The sequence below is a fragment of the Natronospira proteinivora genome, assembly GCF_024170465.1.
Classification (GTDB): Bacteria; Pseudomonadota; Gammaproteobacteria; order Natronospirales; family Natronospiraceae; genus Natronospira; species Natronospira proteinivora.
Window position 1 is genome coordinate 1,037,477 of sequence record NZ_JALJYF010000001.1, and the last position, 17,158, is coordinate 1,054,634.

Annotated in this window: 15 protein-coding genes, 1 other RNA gene and 1 pseudogene; 6 read left to right on the forward strand and 11 right to left on the reverse strand. The window is 59.7% G+C overall.

Annotation, left to right across the window (positions count from 1 at the left end; all coding sequences use genetic code 11):
- Positions 1-53: 53 nt before the first annotated feature.
- The 3 genes from dnaK to hrcA all read right to left on the reverse strand — a co-directional run bounded on the left by dnaK (position 54) and on the right by hrcA (position 3,786).
- Positions 54-1,991, reverse strand: coding sequence for a molecular chaperone DnaK (dnaK, locus tag J2T60_RS04865; RefSeq protein ID WP_253446165.1), 1,938 nt, complete (start codon positions 1,989-1,991; stop codon positions 54-56).
- 107 nt (positions 1,992-2,098) lie between these two features.
- Positions 2,099-2,662, reverse strand: coding sequence for a nucleotide exchange factor GrpE (grpE, locus tag J2T60_RS04870; RefSeq protein ID WP_253446168.1), 564 nt, complete (start codon positions 2,660-2,662; stop codon positions 2,099-2,101).
- 80 nt (positions 2,663-2,742) lie between these two features.
- Positions 2,743-3,786, reverse strand: coding sequence for a heat-inducible transcriptional repressor HrcA (hrcA, locus tag J2T60_RS04875; protein WP_253446171.1), 1,044 nt, complete (start codon positions 3,784-3,786; stop codon positions 2,743-2,745).
- A 142-nt stretch (positions 3,787-3,928) separates the two neighbouring features.
- Here hrcA and J2T60_RS04880 point away from each other — a divergent pair, with 142 nt between their 5' ends.
- Positions 3,929-4,825 carry an NAD(+) kinase gene (locus tag J2T60_RS04880; RefSeq protein ID WP_253446174.1) on the forward strand — a complete coding sequence of 299 codons (897 nt, stop codon included), beginning with the start codon at positions 3,929-3,931 and terminating at the stop codon, positions 4,823-4,825.
- Positions 4,826-4,883: 58 nt separating this feature from the next.
- Positions 4,884-6,551 carry a DNA repair protein RecN gene (gene recN / locus J2T60_RS04885; protein WP_253446177.1) on the forward strand — a complete coding sequence of 556 codons (1,668 nt, stop codon included), beginning with the start codon at positions 4,884-4,886 and terminating at the stop codon, positions 6,549-6,551.
- A gap of 249 nt (positions 6,552-6,800) precedes the next feature.
- On the opposite strand, the gene fur is transcribed toward recN, so the two are convergent.
- On the reverse strand, positions 6,801-7,229 hold the full coding sequence (gene fur, locus J2T60_RS04890) for a ferric iron uptake transcriptional regulator (RefSeq protein ID WP_253446180.1): 429 nt from the start codon (positions 7,227-7,229) through the stop codon (positions 6,801-6,803).
- A 78-nt stretch (positions 7,230-7,307) separates the two neighbouring features.
- Here fur and J2T60_RS04895 point away from each other — a divergent pair, with 78 nt between their 5' ends.
- Positions 7,308-7,622 (forward strand): outer membrane protein assembly factor BamE, encoded by a 315-nt coding sequence (locus J2T60_RS04895; RefSeq protein WP_253446182.1) that lies wholly within the window; start codon positions 7,308-7,310, stop codon positions 7,620-7,622.
- Here J2T60_RS04895 and J2T60_RS04900 read toward each other — a convergent pair whose 3' ends face one another.
- The 3 genes and pseudogenes from J2T60_RS04900 to J2T60_RS04910 form a co-directional block, all read right to left on the reverse strand.
- A complete protein-coding gene (locus tag J2T60_RS04900) occupies positions 7,623-7,949 on the reverse strand; it encodes an RnfH family protein (RefSeq protein ID WP_253446184.1) in 327 nt (108 codons plus the stop codon).
- Positions 7,942-8,370, reverse strand: a complete 429-nt coding sequence (locus tag J2T60_RS04905; RefSeq protein ID WP_253446187.1) for a type II toxin-antitoxin system RatA family toxin — start codon at positions 8,368-8,370, stop codon at positions 7,942-7,944. Before J2T60_RS04905 ends, J2T60_RS04900 begins: the two co-directional genes overlap by 8 nt.
- Positions 8,371-8,472: 102 nt before the next feature.
- Positions 8,473-9,822: pseudogene (locus tag J2T60_RS04910) on the reverse strand (sodium-dependent transporter); the annotation flags it as partial.
- A gap of 248 nt (positions 9,823-10,070) precedes the next feature.
- Between J2T60_RS04910 and smpB the strand changes: the two are divergent.
- Positions 10,071-10,553, forward strand: a complete 483-nt coding sequence (gene smpB, locus J2T60_RS04915) for an SsrA-binding protein SmpB (RefSeq protein ID WP_253446190.1) — start codon at positions 10,071-10,073, stop codon at positions 10,551-10,553.
- Between the two features lie 116 nt (positions 10,554-10,669).
- Positions 10,670-11,040: a transfer-messenger RNA gene (gene ssrA, locus J2T60_RS04920) on the forward strand.
- Positions 11,041-11,368: 328 nt separating this feature from the next.
- Here ssrA and J2T60_RS04925 read toward each other — a convergent pair.
- From J2T60_RS04925 to J2T60_RS04940, 4 genes are all read right to left on the reverse strand, one after another.
- Positions 11,369-11,842 carry a GNAT family N-acetyltransferase gene (locus J2T60_RS04925; RefSeq protein ID WP_253446193.1) on the reverse strand — a complete coding sequence of 158 codons (474 nt, stop codon included), beginning with the start codon at positions 11,840-11,842 and terminating at the stop codon, positions 11,369-11,371.
- Positions 11,843-11,883: 41 nt separating this feature from the next.
- A complete protein-coding gene (locus J2T60_RS04930) occupies positions 11,884-12,387 on the reverse strand; it encodes a DUF2938 domain-containing protein (RefSeq protein ID WP_253446196.1) in 504 nt (167 codons plus the stop codon).
- A 64-nt stretch (positions 12,388-12,451) separates the two neighbouring features.
- Positions 12,452-13,234 (reverse strand): ABC transporter permease, encoded by a 783-nt coding sequence (locus J2T60_RS04935; RefSeq protein ID WP_253447657.1) that lies wholly within the window; start codon positions 13,232-13,234, stop codon positions 12,452-12,454.
- Positions 13,221-14,192: an ATP-binding cassette domain-containing protein gene (locus J2T60_RS04940; RefSeq protein ID WP_253446199.1), complete on the reverse strand. Its 972-nt coding sequence runs from the start codon at positions 14,190-14,192 to the stop codon at positions 13,221-13,223. Before J2T60_RS04940 ends, J2T60_RS04935 begins: the two co-directional genes overlap by 14 nt.
- A 183-nt stretch (positions 14,193-14,375) precedes the next feature.
- On the opposite strand from J2T60_RS04940, the gene J2T60_RS04945 reads away from it, so the two are divergent.
- Positions 14,376-17,150: a serine/threonine-protein kinase gene (locus tag J2T60_RS04945; RefSeq protein WP_253446202.1), complete on the forward strand. Its 2,775-nt coding sequence runs from the start codon at positions 14,376-14,378 to the stop codon at positions 17,148-17,150.
- Positions 17,151-17,158: the final 8 nt, after the last annotated feature.

A 17,158-nucleotide genomic window follows, 5' to 3' on the forward strand; every position in this document is an offset into this window, starting at 1 on the left:
CCGGCCACCTTCACCCGAATGCGATACCCCCGCCCTGCTGAAGCCGCAATCGATTACTTGCGGTTTTCCTTCACTTCCTCGAACTCGGCATCCACCACATCATCATCCTTGGCGGATTCTTCACCCGAGCCGGGCTCGCCCTCTCCGGCACCCTCGGCCGCACCCTCTTCGGCCTGGTCAGCATAGGCCTTCTGGGCCAGCTGGCCGGCGGCCTGGGTCAGGGTTTCGGTCTTGGCCTTGATAGCCTCCACGTCATCCCCCTTCATGGCCTCTTCCAGCTCGGAGATGGCGGTTTCAATCTGCGCCTTCTCGCCTTCCTCGGCCTTGTCGCCGTGCTCTTCCAGGGACTTGCGGGTGGCATGAATCAGGCCATCCGCCTGATTGCGGGTATTGACCAGCTCCTGGAAGCGCTTGTCTTCCTCGGCATGGGCCTCGGCGTCACGAATCCGCTCTTCGATCTCGTCCTCGGACAGACCACCGGAGGACTTGATCTCAATGCTCTGCTCGCGACCGGAGGCCTTGTCCTTGGCGGAGACGTGCAGGATGCCGTTGGCATCGATATCGAAGGTGACCTCGATCTGCGGCACGCCACGCGGGGCGGGCGGAATATCGGCCAGGTCAAAACGGCCCAGGGACTTGTTGGCTGCGGCTTGTTCCCGCTCACCCTGCAGCACATGCACGGTCACCGCACTCTGATTGTCCTCCGCCGTGGAGAAGGTCTGGTTGGCCTTGGTCGGGATAGTGGTGTTCTTGTCGATCAGCTTGGTCATGACACCGCCCAGGGTCTCGATACCCAGGGACAGGGGCGTCACGTCCAGCAGCAACACATCCTTCACATCACCGCCCAGGACACCGCCCTGGATGGCGGCACCAACGGCCACAGCCTCATCCGGGTTCATGTCCTTGCGCGGATCCTTGCCGAAGAAATCCTTTACTGCTTCCTGAACCTTGGGCATGCGGGTTTGACCACCCACCAGGATCACGTCATCTACGTCGTTGACCGACAGACCGGCATCCTTGATGGCAATCTTGCAAGGTTCGATGGTGCGCTTGACCAGGTCTTCCACCAGGGATTCCAGCTTGGCCCGGGTGATCTTGATGCTCAGATGCTTGGGCCCGCTCTGATCCGCCGTGATGTAAGGCAGGTTCACTTCGGTCTGCTGACTGGAGGACAGCTCGATCTTGGCCTTCTCGGCGGCTTCCTTGAGCCGCTGCATGGCCAGCGCATCCTGGCGGATATCCATGCCCTGCTCTTTCTTGAACTCGGCGGCCAGGTAATCAATGATCGCCTTGTCGAAGTCCTCGCCACCCAGGAAGGTATCGCCGTTGGTGGACATCACTTCGAACTGATGCTCACCATCCACTTCGGCAATCTCGATGATGGAGATATCGAAGGTGCCGCCACCCAGGTCATACACGGCCACTTTGCGATCACCGCGCTTCTTGTCCAGGCCATAGGCCAGGGCGGCAGCGGTAGGCTCGTTGATGATCCGCTTGACTTCCAGACCGGCAATACGGCCGGCATCCTTGGTGGCCTGGCGCTGGGAATCGTTGAAGTAGGCCGGCACGGTAATCACCGCCTGGGTGACCTCTTCACCCAGATAATCCTCGGCGGTCTTTTTCATCTTCTTCAGCACCCGGGCAGAGACTTCCGGCGGGGCCATCTTCTTGTCCTGGGCTTCCACCCAGGCATCGCCGTTGTCCGCCTTGACGATCTTGTAGGGCACCATGTCGATGTCCTTCTGCACCACCGCATCCTCGAAGCGGCGGCCAATCAGGCGCTTGACGGCGAACAGGGTGTTATGGGGATTGGTCACCGCCTGACGCTTGGCGGATTGCCCCACCAACTCCTCTCCTTCCTTGGTGAAGGCCACGATGGACGGTGTGGTGCGATCACCCTCGCTATTTTCGATGACCTTGGTCTCGCCGCCTTCCATGATGGAAACGCAGGAGTTGGTCGTACCCAGGTCAATACCGATGATCTTGGACATAATCAATTCTCCAGATAAATGCTTGCTGATTCGTAAACCGCTGAAATTCGTCTCTGCTCTGTAGATGGGGATGCACCGCGCGCTTTCAAGCGCCGCGCGCCAATCCCTTAGCTGTCATTTTCGGGGGCTTTGGCGACAATGACCCGTGCCGGGCGCAACAGGCGCCCCTTGAGCAGATAGCCCTTCTGGATCACCGTCACGACGGTATCCGGGTCCTGCTCGCTGGTTTCCTGCATGGTCATGGCCTCGTGGAACTCGGGGTTAAAGGGTTCACCCTGGGGGTCGAGCTCGGCCACGCCGGCCCGCTCCATCACACCGCTCAGCTGGCGCAGGGTCATTTCCTTGCCTTCCTTGAGCTGCTCCACATTGGGCTCTTCGTCCTCGGCGGCTTTGAGCCCCATTTCCAGGCTGTCCTTGACCATCAAAAGCTCCTCGGCCAGCTTCTCCACCGCGAACTTGTGGGCATTCTCCACATCCCGGCGAGCCCGCTTGCGGACGTTCTCCATCTCGGCCAGGATCCGCAATTGCTCGGCCTTGGCCGCTTCCAGCTCCTCGCGCAACTGCTCAACCTCATCCTGGTCCTTGTCCTCAGACTCGGCGGATTGATTGGTTTCTTGTTCATTGACGTCCTGCTCGGCGTGTTCACGAGCTTGAGTGTCTTGCTCAGACATTGGCTGTAACCCCTTGATACAAATAGATTCTGTCCCCGCAAAAGCTGCGAGGATCCAAGCGTCTGACAGGTATTTGGGCCCTATTGGCGAGAATTCAAGGCGTGACCCAGCAATCGGGCTGTCATATCCACTACCGGAATGACCCGCTCATAAGCCATGCGTGTGGGACCGATTACCCCGAGGACCCCCACCACCTGGTCATCGGCGGCATAGGGGGCGGTGACCACGCTGCAATCATCCAGCACCTGATAACCGGATTCTTCCCCGATGAAGATCTGCACTCCATCGGCGGCCACTGCCTGATCCAGCAGGTGGAGGATGTCGCGTTTCTGGTTGAAGGCACCGAAGAGACGGCGCAACTTCTCAACATCCGACAGCTCGGCGAATTCCATCAGATTGGTCTCGCCGGCCATTACATAACCGTCATCATCGGAATCTTCGTCAGTGAATACTTCCTCTGCCATGTTGATGGCGGTGAGCATCAGCTCATTCATGCTCTCCCGAGCCTGCTGCATTTCATCCAGCAGCGCCCGCCGAACTTCGGTGAGATCTCGGCCTGAAAACTGGGCATTGAGGTAATTGGCAGCCTTCTGAAGCTGATCCCGGTCATAGCCACCTTCCAGGTGGAGAATGCGGTTTTGCACATCCTGATCGCTGAACACCACCACGGCCAACACCCGGGTCTCGGAGAGGGGCAAAAATTCAATCTGCTGCCAAGAAGAACGCTCCCGGCGCGGCAGGGTCACCACGCCGGCCAGACGGGTGACACCGGAGAGCAGGTTGCTGGCAGAGCTGATCAGACTCTGGTAATCGCCGTCTTCATTACGAAGGCCCAACTCCAGACGGCTGACCTCCCGCCGATTGAGCTTTTTCACCGTCAGCAAAGTATCCACGAAGAAACGATAGCCCTTGACCGTGGGAATCCGGCCGGCCGAGGTGTGGGGCGATTGCACGAAGCCCATCTCCTCCAGGTCCGCCATTACATTGCGAACACTGGCCGGGCTCAGGGAGAGACCGGACTGACGCGACAGGGAGCGGGAACCCACAGGCTGCCCCTCATGGATATAACGCTCCACCAGAGTCTTGAGCAGGTGTTGGGCTCGATTGGAGAGCGGATTATCCATGGAAGATTATACTCATCGGTGAACGGGATTAGCACTCTTATGACAAGAGTGCCAGACTGGCGAAAAGCTAGCAGCGGCGTCACAATACTGTCAAGCTACTCTTCACAAAAAGTTTCCCGCAGACAGAGACTTGGACCAAGAAATGAAAGAAGCATTCCAGCGTGTGGGCCTGATTGCCAAAAGTGGCGACGAACGGGTCATCCGCGTGCTCAAGGAACTGGCCGGACTCCTGGACGGGCTAGGCATGGAAGCGGTGCTGGATAAGCGCCTGGCCGAAGCCCTGCCCAACTGGCAGAGCCAAATCAGCGACGCCGAAGTCATGGCCGAGAATGTGGACCTGATCATCGTGGTAGGCGGCGACGGCACGCTGCTGAACGCCGCCCGCCTGCTGGCACCCCGGCCCGTACCCCTGGCCGGCATCAACCTGGGGCGGCTGGGCTTTCTCACCGACATGGCTGCAGACCGGGCCGTGGAAGAAATGACTGCGGTTCTCCAGGGCCGATACACTCGCGATCATCGCCATATGCTCCATGCCCGAATTCGCGAAGGCGATTCAGTGGTGGCCGAGGATCTGGCCCTGAATGATGTGGTTATCCAGAAGGCCGATGGCGGGCGAATGATTGAATTCGAGACCTGGGTGGATGACCGATTTGTCTCCCTGCACCGTGCCGACGGCATGATCGCCGCCACGGCCACCGGCTCCACGGCCTATGCCCTGTCAGGCGGCGGCCCCATTCTGCACCCGGACGTGGATGCCCTGGCGCTGGTCCCCATTTGCCCCCACACCCTGAGTGACCGCCCCCTGGTCATCCCTGGAAAGAGCCGGGTGCATTTCATTCTGCGGGGTGAACGAAGCAATCAGGCCCAGATCAACTGGGACGGACAACAGACCAGCCCGGTGGCCCCGGGCCAGACCGTGGAGTTGCAGCGTTCAGAACAGACCACCACCCTGCTGCATCCGCCCTCCTATGACTATTTCGCCCTGCTGCGTTCAAAACTGCACTGGGGACGGTCTCAGGATGGCAATGTGCCCCGTTGAAGGGGTTTGATATGCTCTTGGGATTAATCACACACCGATTATTGGGGACAGGGGCCGCATGCTCACTCACCTGCGAATCAAGGACTTTGCCCTGATCCAGGAATTGGATCTGGAACTCACCGGCGGACTCAACGTGCTCACCGGCGAAACCGGTGCCGGCAAATCCATCCTGGTGGACGCCATCGGACTGGTACTGGGGGACCGGGCCGATGCCGCCGTTGTCCGCCACGGCAAGGAGCGCGCCGAGATCAGTGTGGAATTTGACCTGGAAGACGACCCCGACACCCGCGCCTGGCTACAGGAAGAAGAACTGGACGACGAGGACCAATGCCTGTTGCGGCGCACCATCAGCCGCCAGGGCCGCTCCCGGGCCTATGTCAACGGCCACAAGGTCCCGGTACAGCAACTCAAGCGCCTGGGCGAGCAGCTCATGGACATCCATGGCCAGCATGAACACCAATCCCTGCTCCGCGGCAAAACCCAGTTGGCCCTGGTGGACCAGTACGGGGACCACCAGACGGCCATCGAGGCGGCCGACCAGGCCTGGCGGCAATGGCAGCAGGCCCGCAAGCAGCTGGCGCAGTTGGAAGAGGATGCCGGGGGTGGAGAAAGCGGCGCGGAATTCCTGCGCCACCAGGTCCGGGAACTGGAAGCCCTGGAACTGGCCGAAGGCGAACTGGAGTCACTGGAAAACGAACACGAGCGCCTGCGCCATGGTGGCCGCCTGCTGGAAGAAGGCCAGCAGGCCCTGGGCCTGGCCTTCGAGGGGGAAAGCGCATCGGCCTCGGAACTTCTGAGCCAGGCCCTGCATCGCGTGGAGGCGCTGGTGACCCTGGATTCACGCCTGGAACCCATTCGCGCCGGTTTCGAGCAGGCCGGCATCCATCTCGACGAGGCAGCCGAATCCCTGCAACGCTACCTGAGCGATCTGGACCTGGACCCGGCCCGACTGGACTGGGTGGCCGACCGAATCGGCACCGCCCACGAACTGGCCCGCAAGCACCGCGTGGAACCCGCCGAACTACCCGCTACCCTGAGCCGCATGCAGGAACGCCTGGATGCCATCGAACACGCCGGTGAGCGCCTGAATGAAGCTCGAGAGGCCGTGGCCGCGGCAGAGAAGGCGTGGTGGAGCCAGGCCGACAAACTCAACGGCCTGCGCCAGAAAACGGCCAAGACCCTGTCGGACAAGGTCACCCAGGTCATGCAGGGGCTGGGCCTGGATGGCGGCAAGCTGTCCATCCAGGTGGAAGCGGAAGCGGAGTCCCCCCGCCGGGGCGGTGCTGATTCGGCCCAGTTCCAGGTCTCGATGAATGCCGGACAACCCCTGCGCAGCCTGGCCCGGGTAGCCTCCGGCGGCGAACTATCCCGAATTGGCCTGGCCATACAGGTGGTGGCCGCACGCCGGGCCAGCATACCGGCCATGATCTTCGATGAAGTGGATGCCGGGATTGGCGGCGGGGTGGCGGAAATCGTCGGCCGCGAACTGCGCCGGCTGGGCAGCCGATGCCAGGTTTTCTGTGTGACCCACCTGCCCCAGGTAGCCTCCCAGGGACACCATCATTTCAAGATTGCCAAATCCATCCGCCAGGGCGAGACCTTCACTCAGGTCACCCCCCTGGCCGACGGCGAACGGGTGGAAGAACTGGCGCGCATGCTGGGGGGCACGGAAATCACCGACACCAGCCGCGATCACGCCCGGGAAATGATGGAAAAAGCCGGCTGACGAGCCTGCGGGGTGGCCTCACCCCAAGGGGCCTAGGTCCGACGCCAATAACTGCTGTAACACGAAGGACACGAAGGAACGAGAGTGCTGCTCCGAAGAGGATCATGGCGATCAGCAGGCAAAGCGCTCAACAAATGGTGCCCGCCAAGCCCCAACCCCTAATTCCTTCGTGCCCTTCCCTTTCCCTTCGTGCCCTTCGTGCTTATGCCTTTTGGATAAACGGCCAATTCCGTACGCTTGGTTCAGGAGTCAGCTTTCCTCGCTGCCCTTGCCCTGGCATTCGGGGCAGATGCCATAGATGTAGAGGGAGTGGTCGGTCATCTTGTAGCCACGGCTCTCGGCAATGTGGACCTGGCGCTCCTCGATCACATCGTCCACGAACTCATCTACCCGGCCGCATTTGACGCAGAGAATATGGTCGTGGTGCTCGCCCTCGTCCAACTCGAACACCGACTGACCGCTTTCGAAATGATGGCGCGTAACCAGTCCGGCGCTCTCGAATTGGGTCAAGACCCGATAAACGGTGGCCAGGCCAATCTCTTCGCCAGCTTCCAGCAACGCCTTGTAGAGATCTTCGGCGCTCATGTGGCGCTTCTCGCTGCCAGCCAGGGTGTCCAGAATCTTCATCCTGGGCACCGTCACTTTCAGTCCAGCCTTGCGCAGATCCTGACTTTCCATCTGACCTCCACTGGTCATAGGTATGATAATTCCCGTATTATCCCCTAACTGTCCGCAACAACCAAAGACATTGACACCATGCACATGATTCGCACACTGCTCAGCCTGACACTGGTCCTTTTCCTGGCTGCCTGCGTCTATCGTCAGGACATCCCCCAGGGCAACTACCTGGACGACGAGGATATCGAGGCCGTGGAAGTCGGCATGACCCAGTCCCAGGTGCGCTTCCTGCTGGGCACCCCCATGCTCAAGACCCCCTTCCACGGGGATCGTTGGCTTTACCATTACTATCTCGACAGCCGGCGGGAGCATCGCAGCCATCGCCGCGATCTGACCGTTTTCTTCGATGAAAACGGGGTGGTGCGGGAAATTCGCGACAGCGCAGATAGCTAATCAGTCGCCCTTGCGCATGGTGCGCCCTTCCCGGGCGCGCTGGCGCCGGACCTCCTTGGGATCCGCCTTCAGGGGCCGGTAAACCTCCACCCGGTCCCCTTCCCGCAGAACCTGGTCCGCCTTCACCAGGCGGCCAAATATCCCTACACGGCTTTCCTTCAGATCGATCTCGGGAAATAGCTTGGCGATGCCGGAACGGTTAACCGCCTCCTCCGCCGTGGTGCCCACCTCCACCTCCAGGACAAGAATCTCCTGGCGTTCCGGGCGAGCGTAGGCCACTTCCACCGAAATTCGCGGTGATTGGTCCCCGTGGTTCGACTCAGCCATGCCGATCCTGAGCGCGGCGCACGAAAGCATCCACCAGGGAATTGGCGATCTGGTGAAAAACCGGCCCCAGCACCGCATCCAGCAGGCCAGCCACCTCAAAGCGCATATCCAATTTCACCTTGCTGGCGTCATCGCGCAGTGGCTCAAAGCGCCACTCCCCTTCCAGATGCCGGAAAGGCCCATCCACCAGCTGAATATCGATCAGGCGCCCCGGCTCCATGCGATTGCGGGTGGTAAAAGAGCGGCGCAGCCCACCCTTGATCAGGGTCAGGCTGGCAGTCAGCTCAGTGTCGGCGGATTCCAGCACCCGAGCCTCCCGGCACCAGGGCAGAAAATCCGGATACCGCTCAATGTCATTCACCAAGTCATACATGGCCTCGGCCGAATATGGCACCAGGGCTTCACGTTGTACACTCCGCATGGAAACCCCTTATGCCGGATGCTGTTCTGATTCGATGACCATGGCGGTCTCTTCCCCGTTACCGTTCTCATCCTCCACGCCCAGAATGCCGTCAAAGACCCCCAGGGCATGAAGGAAGGCGATAATCACCGCCAAGGGCGCCACAAAGCGAATGAAGAACAGCCAGAGCTTGTAGCCAAGCCCCACACCCATGCCCAGTTCTTCCGCCGTGGAAGCCCGAGACATGACCCAGCCGGCGAAAATCGCAATCAACAGGCCGCCCAGGGGTAGCAGAATGTTATCCGCCAGGGACTCCACATTGTCGAAGACGGTCCCCGCCAGGAAAGTGATCTCGGACCAGAGGTTGAAACTGAGGACGGTCCCGATCCCCAAAAACCAGATAATGCCGCCCACGGAGGCCGCAGCCGCAACCCGGCTCAAGCCCATGTTCTCCACCACCCAGGCCACGGCGGGCTCCATGAGACTGATGGAAGACGTCCAGGCGGCAAACACCAGCAACAGGAAGAACAGGGTGCCGAAGAGAATCCCCCCGGGCATCTGTCCAAAAGCAATGGGCAGGGACTGGAACACCAAACCAGGCCCAGCGCCGGGGGAGACCCCTTCAAAGGCGAACACAATGGGGAAGATGGCCAGGCCGGCCAACAGGGCCACAAAGGTATCGGCCACCACCACACCGCCGGCGGTACGGCCAATGGAGACGTTCTCCGGCAGATAGGCGCCATAGGCCATGATGGCACCCATGCCGAGACTCAGGGTAAAAAAGGCCTGCCCCACCGCAATCAGGACCGCGTTAGCACTGAGCGCCGAGAAATCCGGACGGAAAAGATAGCTGAAGGCCTCGGCGAAATTGGCCTGGGCAATGCCATAGCCGACCATGGCCAACAACAGAATCAGGAGCATGGGCATCAGCAGGCGCACCAGGCGTTCCAGGCCGCGTTGCACACCTCGGCCCACCACATAAACGGTCAAGCTCAGAAAGGCCGTGTGCCAGAACAGCATCCACTGCCAGCTCCCGGTAAACCGCTCCCAGATGGCGGTGGCCTCTGCACTGTCGATGCCCGAAAAGCCCGCCTGGATGGACAACGAAGTGTAATGCAGGGAAGCCCCGGCAATGACACTGTAGAAGGACAGAATCAAAAAGCCGGCGATCACGCCCATCCAGCCCACCAGCTGCCAATAACGGCTGCCCGATTCCTCCTCGGACAAAAGGCGCATGGTGTTAATCGGGCTGCGGCGCCCCCGGCGGCCCAGCATGATTTCCGACATCATGATGGGCAGACCAATGGCCACCACACAGATGAGATAGACCAGGACAAAGGCCCCACCCCCGTTATCACCCACAATGTAGGGAAAGCGCCAGATATTGCCCAGACCCACTGCGGACCCGGCAGCGGCAAGGATAAAAGCCAGTCGCGTGGACCAGAAACCATGGACCGAAGTGCGTTTGGCCATTGCTCAGAACCCCTGAATTGGAATGAAATCGTCGATACCAGGCCCGCACGGGCCAGGGCTAAAAATCCGCCAAAGGCGGGAATTCTGGTGGAATTTGCGCCGATTCACAAGGTGCAAGCCCCGATTTCAGCCTATATCACCCCATAAGCACCCCGGGAACGGTGCAGGGCATGATGTTGCGCCCGTATTCGTTATAATGCTCTGTTCGCCAGCAACATTCAGTCCAAGTCCGGGCCCAAGGGAGCAGCATGGCAGGCAAGAAGAAGCAAAAAGCGCCGAGCAACACCATCGCCCTCAACCGCAAGGCACGCCATGACTTCGGCATTGAAGAAGACATGGAAGCCGGTCTGGTGCTGGAAGGCTGGGAAGTGAAAAGCCTGCGGGCCGGACGGGCCAGCCTGCAGGAAGCCTATTGCATCATCCGCAACGGCGAAGCCTGGCTGCTGGGCGCCAACTTCACCCCCGCCCCCGGCACCTCCACTCATGTGAACCCAGACCCTCGCCGTACCCGCAAGCTGCTCCTGCACGCCCGGGAGCTGAGCCGACTGATCGGTCTGGTGGACCAGCGAGGCTACACCCTGATCCCGCTCGCCATGTACTGGAAACGGGGCCGAGCCAAGCTCAAGGTGGGCGTGGCCAAGGGCAAGAAGAAGCAGGACAAGCGAGCCGACCAGAAGAAAAAGGATTGGGATCGCCAGAAGGCCCGCATCATGAAAAGCCAAAACATGTGAAGGGCGAGCTTCAAGCCTCAAGCTACAAGCTTCAAGCGGCTCGGTGCCACTCCCCAACAGGGAACAAATCCCCTAGCCGCCAGTCTCACTACAGTGATACGATGGAGTTTACCAAAGGGGGCGACCTGGCTTCGACGCAGGTGGCGAAACCCAAGGTGCATGCCGAGGTTCAGTCCACCTCGTAAAACAGACTGACCAATGATAGTTGCCAACGACGACAACTACGCTCTGGCGGCCTAAAACGCCTGCCAGCTCTTCACCGGGACTCGCCCATGGGTCCCGGAAAAGCCTTCGGGCTTGAAGAGTCACCTTACATGGGCTCGCGGTGATGGGCGTCCGGCCCTGATCCGTTAAAACCTTACCGGACTAGCCGTAAGCGTTCCCTGCCTGGCGGGAAGCTTGCGGCGAATCTCAAAGTCAGGCTAAGCATGTAGAGCCGAGGGCGGAGTGCCTGCGGACGGGGGTTCGATTCCCCCCGCCTCCACCATTTAAGCAACATAATCAGTCGCTTACAGTCTGACTAGTCAGAAGCCCCACAACCCGCCCCCCAAAAAGGGATCGGTTGCAAAGGGGCCGACAGATCAAAGCGGGTTCGCATTTCAGCGAACCCGTTTTTTTTTGCTCCCACGCTCCAGCCGCCCCAGATCGCCCTGCAGTTGACCCTCCCGCGAATACCCGATGTCTATTTGTTCATACCAGTGAGTGGGGTTCCAGCCCACTCTCCCAAAGAGTGATGAGATCGGGCCATATCAATTGCTGGATGGTGCACGCCGATGGAGAAAATGCCACCGTGCCTAGGTCGGAGAAATTTCCACTCAACTATCGACGTTCAGCTTCATCTCCAGGAGGGAGCCCCGAAAGCCAAATTTCTCATAGGCTCGAACAGCGGATTCATTTCCCGCATAGACGTCCAGATGGAAGTTGGTGACGCCTTGTTGGCGGCCCCAACTGACCAGGTCCCGTAAAATCACCTTGTTCAGGCCTAGCCCTCTGTACTCCTCAGTCACATACATGAAACCCAAATAGCCATGGCTATCGTGATTCAAGGCAGGCTTTGACCGACGCACTTGGACATATCCTGTGGCGATTATGGAACCAGAAACCTCTCCCACCACCAACCTGGCATTCTGGTCGGAGATCAGCTTTTCGATATCGTAGTAGTAAGCGCCATTCTCTTTCAGAGATTCATCATAAGGACGCTCGGCGTCGATCACCTTTTGTTCCAATCCCACAAGGCAATCATAATCTTCACCCCGAGCTTCTCGCACTACTAACCCATCCAACTTCATCACTATTCCAGCCTCAGAACACAAGCAACAAAATGACTTTCTTAGGTGTGGATTGGCAATACAAAGCTCACTACCAGCGCGGCAACATAAAGCCCCACGCCAAAAGATGCATGAGCCATAAGGCTCCTGACCCGGGCTTGCTTCGGGTTTGGCGTCTTCGATGCGGCCATCCCCAATCCAAATGATGGTTGCATAAGGAAAAACGGAACAACCACGGTCACCAAGCCAAAAATTAAAGGCGGAATCATCGTGGGCTCTTTTAACCATGCGGGCGACATGATGGCGATCAGAATCGCCGCGAAAACCACACCAATCACATAGTGAGCAATCCAACCAACCTGGCACTCCAGAAACTTGGGCTCAGATTGCCCGATGTTCTTATGGGTGAAACGTCCATCAAGCATATGCTCAAGCCAGCGACCTACCAGGCAGTAGTTTAGTGATGGAATTGCGAAAGCCTTTTTTAGGAAAAAGGCCCAAATATCCATTACCAGAGTCGCCCCAATCCCAACGGATACGACGCTTAAGAACAAACTGACTTCCATGAGGCCTCCTGACGCCTATTATTGACTAACACCTAACAGCTGAGCTGGTCTTGTGGTCCCTTTTTTAGTTGGCCAGGCGGCGGTCCAGTGACCACAGGGCTAGGGGAGCGAAGACTACGATCAAACCCAGGGCCCATAACAAAGACCAGACCACGGGCTCCATGACGGCTTCGCCGGCCAGCAGGCCGCGGGAGGCATCGGAGAGTTGCGAGACCGGGTTTGCGCTGACCACGACTTGCAGCCATTCCGGCATGGTTTCGGTGGGCACAAAGACATTGCTGACGAAGGTCACCGGAAACAGGGCGGTGAAACCGAACAGCTGCACATGCTCCGGATCGCGGGCGATGACACCCACCCATACCATGATCCAGGAGAATGCCAGGGCAAAGACCAGCAATAGACCCGACATGGCCAGCAACCCGCCGATACCGGCTTCCAGGCGAAAACCCAGCAGGAAGCCGAGGCTGAACAGGAGCAGGATGGACCAGGCCTGTTTAACCATATCCGCCAGAATCCGGCCGGCCAGAGGTGACCAGCGGGTAATGGGCAGGGAACGGAAACGGTCGAATACGCCCTTGCTCAGATCGGTATTGAGGCCATGCCCCACATACACTGTGACGAAGACCATATTCATCACAATGATGCCGGGCAGCATGAATCGCAGATACTCGTCAGTGGAGCCGGCGATGGCATTACCGAATACATAGAGAAACAGCAGCAGGAAGAGAATGGGCTGGATGCTGAAATCCAACAGCTCCCAGGGATTGCGCCGAATCTGGAGCAGGGTCCGCCACGCCAATGTCAGGGTCTGCTGAAGGCCCTGGCCGAGCCCATTACCGCTCGCCATGCGCATGCTCGCCCTCCCCTTTGCCGTCATTGAGGGCCGGGTGGCCGGTCAAGGACAGGAATACATCGTCCAGGCTGGCACCCCGGAGGTTGAAGTCGCTCAAGGCAATACCTTCGGCATCCAGACGCATGACTACCTCAGTAAGTCGAGCGGTATCAGAAACCGCGATACTAGCCTGCTTACCATCCATATCCGCTTCCCGGCCCATCAGGGTATTGAGGATCTCCGCCACCTGGCCCAATTGTTCCCGCTGGCTGGGGCGGATGGTGAGCACTTGCTCACCCACCCGGCGCTTGAGAGATTCGGGGCTGCCCCTAGCAATCACCCGGCCATGGTCAATGACCGCGATGTCATCAGCCAAGGCATCAGCTTCTTCCAGGTACTGGGTGGTCAAAAGCACCGTGGTGCCGGCCGATACCAGGCGGCGGATAAGTTGCCAGAGCTCCATGCGGGCCCGCGGGTCCAGGCCCGTGGTGGGTTCATCCAGAAACAGGATATTCGGCTCACCCACCAGACTGGCGGCCAGATCCAACCGTCGCCGCATGCCACCGGAATAGGTCTGTACCGCCCGATGCCCGGCTGCTTCCAGACTGAAGTCCTGCAAAAGCTGTCGGGCCTGGCTGCGTGCAGCCTGGCGGGGCTTGCCCAGAAGCCGGGCGATCAGCACCAGGTTCTCCATGCCAGTAAGCTTTTCATCCACGGAGGCGTACTGGCCGGTCAAGCCGATCTGCTGGCGCACGGCATGAGCGTCGCTCATGACATCATGGCCATTGATGGTGACCTGACCCGAGTCTGGCGAGATCAGTGTCGCCAGAATCCGAATCATGGTGGTCTTGCCGGCTCCGTTGGGGCCCAGTAGCCCCAGAACCGTTCCCCGGGGAACGGAAAGATCGACCCCCTCCAGTGCTCGGGTGGCGCCGAAATGCTTGCAAACGCCCTGGGCGTGAATCGCATCCATTTTTTGACCCTGTTCGATAATCAAGCGGTATGCTAGCCCAGAGTTTCAATAACAACCACATCAAGCGCGATTGAGGTCCGATTTCAGGCCGACCAAAGCCGGGCACACTTGTCAGGAAAGGCGGAATATGACAAGAATCGTTGCCAAGACATATTCCTGCCACATTAGGTGTAAAGGGCAACGATGCTGATTGACGACATTCTGGAAGATCTCCGGGCCGAGGAGCGCACCATCGATGACGCCTTGAGCGAAATCCGCCGGCGTGCTTCCGAAGAAAGCGAGGCCTTGGACCTTCCCACGCTTCATGAAAGGGTCAACCAGTCCCAACAGAAGGGACTGCTCCCTGCCCATGCCCGCCAAATTCGACATTGCCTGGACGGGGCCATGTCGGCCATGGAACACCGGTTCCAGGAAAAGCCCCAGGAGAATTTCGATGACTGGGGTGACTATGAGCTGGAACTTACGCTGGAACCCATTGATGAGCCCGTCCCCAAAGACGAGCGGAGCGAGACCGGCGAAGAGGAGACGGGCAGCGAGGATGAGGAAGAGGAGAAGGATGGGCTGGAGCTCCCGCCCCTCAATCGCCCCTCAGCTGACAGCGGACGGCCGGCCGAGGCCCCATCCACCCCGGCCGCACAAAACCCTTCGGAAGACGATTCAGGTCCCCACAATTCTGGGGATGAACATCCGGGAGAGAATGGGGCGGCGGAGGGGCTGCCGTCGGTGGAAGATGATCCCGATGCGGACCATGAAGTCATCCTCGAGACCGGAAAAGATCATCACTCGGAACGTTTCGAGTCCGAAGAGGAAGAACAGGCGTTCTATACCACCATGGTGGGAGCCCTACTGGGGGGGCGGTTTGAGCTGCTGAACCGGATCAGCCAGGACCCCTACGGCACCGTCTATCGGGCCCGGGACCATGAACGGGATGTGGATGATGCCGAAGCCCAGCTCTGTGCCGTTCGGGTGCTGCCCTCGGCGCTCTCCAAGCAGAGCAAGGTGGTGGATCGTGTGGAAGCCGTGGTCCGGCGCATGCAGCGCTTACAACACCGCAATCTGCTGACCCAGCGGGAACTGTACCGGGACGGGGATCAGGCCTGGCTGGTTTCCCCGCTGCCTCCCGGCGGGACCCTGGCGCGATTCATTCGCCGGGAATGCGTCAAGGGATTGCCCCTGGATCGGGTCCTGAAAATTGTGCGCGAGATTGCCGAAGCCCTGCACGCAGCCCATGCTCAGGATGTGGCACACGGGGATCTCAAGCCGGCCAGCATCTATATTGGCGAGAATGACGAAATCAAGGTCGGGGATTTCGGCCTCAGAATGGCTCTATTCGGCAAGCAATCACCCGCCGGGCAAGCCGGTTCCACGGAAATGGAACAGATGGAACCCATTGATGCCTACCGCAGCATGGAAGCCATGGAAGGCTCGCCGCCCCAACCCTCAGACGATATCTACGCCCTGGCCTGTATCGCCGCCACCCTGCTGACGGGCAGTCACCCATTTAATGGCCAATCCGGTCTCCGGCGAATGGAGAGAAACACCTCCCTGCCCCGCATACGGGGCCTGAGTGGTAATCAGAACCGGGTGCTGAAACGGGCCGCAGCCATTCAACGCGAGGACCGTCCGGATTCGGTGATGGCCTTCCTAGCGGATCTGGAAAGCCGACACGGGGAACTGCCCAAGAAGCAGATCGGCGTCGGGGTGGCAGCGGTGATCGCACTGGCCGCGGCCTGGTTCCCCCTTCAAATATGGCTGGATCACCGAGACCAGCAATCCCAGATCAACGAAATTCTGGATGCGGATTGGAATGAGACCCGCGGCATTCTGAACCTTCTGGATGACGACGAGCTGGCTTCCATGCGGGATGATCTGGGTAATTCCCTGGTGCCGCAGTATGCCAGCCGGGTGCGGGATCATCTGGCGGATGAAGAACCTCTGGATGCCGCCGATCTGCTGGCGGAAGGACGTCGCTACTTCCCGGAATCCGAGACACTGCTGACCCTGCAAGGCGAAGTGGAAGAGAGTCGCGAACAGCTTAGCCAGGAGACCGCCACGCAACTGCGCAACCGCCTGGACGCCGGCGATCTGGTGGCCCGGGATGATGAGATGGATGCGCCCGAACTGGTGGGCCGCCTGGAACGGCTTGCTCCGAACCATGAACTGGTGGATTCGGATTTCCTCAAACAGCAGTATCGGCAAGCCGCCATCCGGGCGGTGGAAGCGGCAGATATGGACCAGGTGGAGGGCCTATTGGACGCCGCGCAAGCCCTCTTTGATGACAAGACCCTGGAACAGGCACTCCGGGAAGCTCAGGCCGAGGCGGAAACCCGGCGATCAGAACAGGCGCTGGAAACCCTGGCACCCCGTCTCGCGGATCAGCTCCCACCAGAGAATCTGGCCGACATTGAAGCACTGTCCGAAAACTGGCAGGCGCTACAGCGCATGAGTGGCCATCACCCCCTGTTCGCAGAGCACAATGAGGCCGTAATGAGCATTCTCAGCGCCTCCATCAATGAATTGATTGCGGCTGGTCACTGGTCCCAGGCCAATGATGAGCTACGGGAATACGCGCCCTTGTGGGTGTCGGATGAATTGCGCGCCCAACGACGGGAGCTGACCCGTTTGCAACTGGCCGCCAACTACCGCCCGGCCTCCCTCAGGGCCGAACGCCAGGGACTCAATGAACGCCGGGCCCGGGTGGAAGCCTTGATCGAAGAACCGCGAATGACACCGGTCTGGAGCGGGGAGCTGGTCATCGCCTGGCGGGATATGCTGGCCTGGATGCGGCCGGGCCGGGACTGGCTGACGGATCTGCGGGATGAAATCGAAACCCTTTATGTGACGGCCATCGAAGCACAGATCGAGGACGGTGATCTGGAGCGGGCCGAGCAGCTGGCCCGGGAAGGCCTGGCCGTGACCGCCGAGCTGCGTGAACTGAACCGCTACGTTTCGCCCTAGTCAGGATC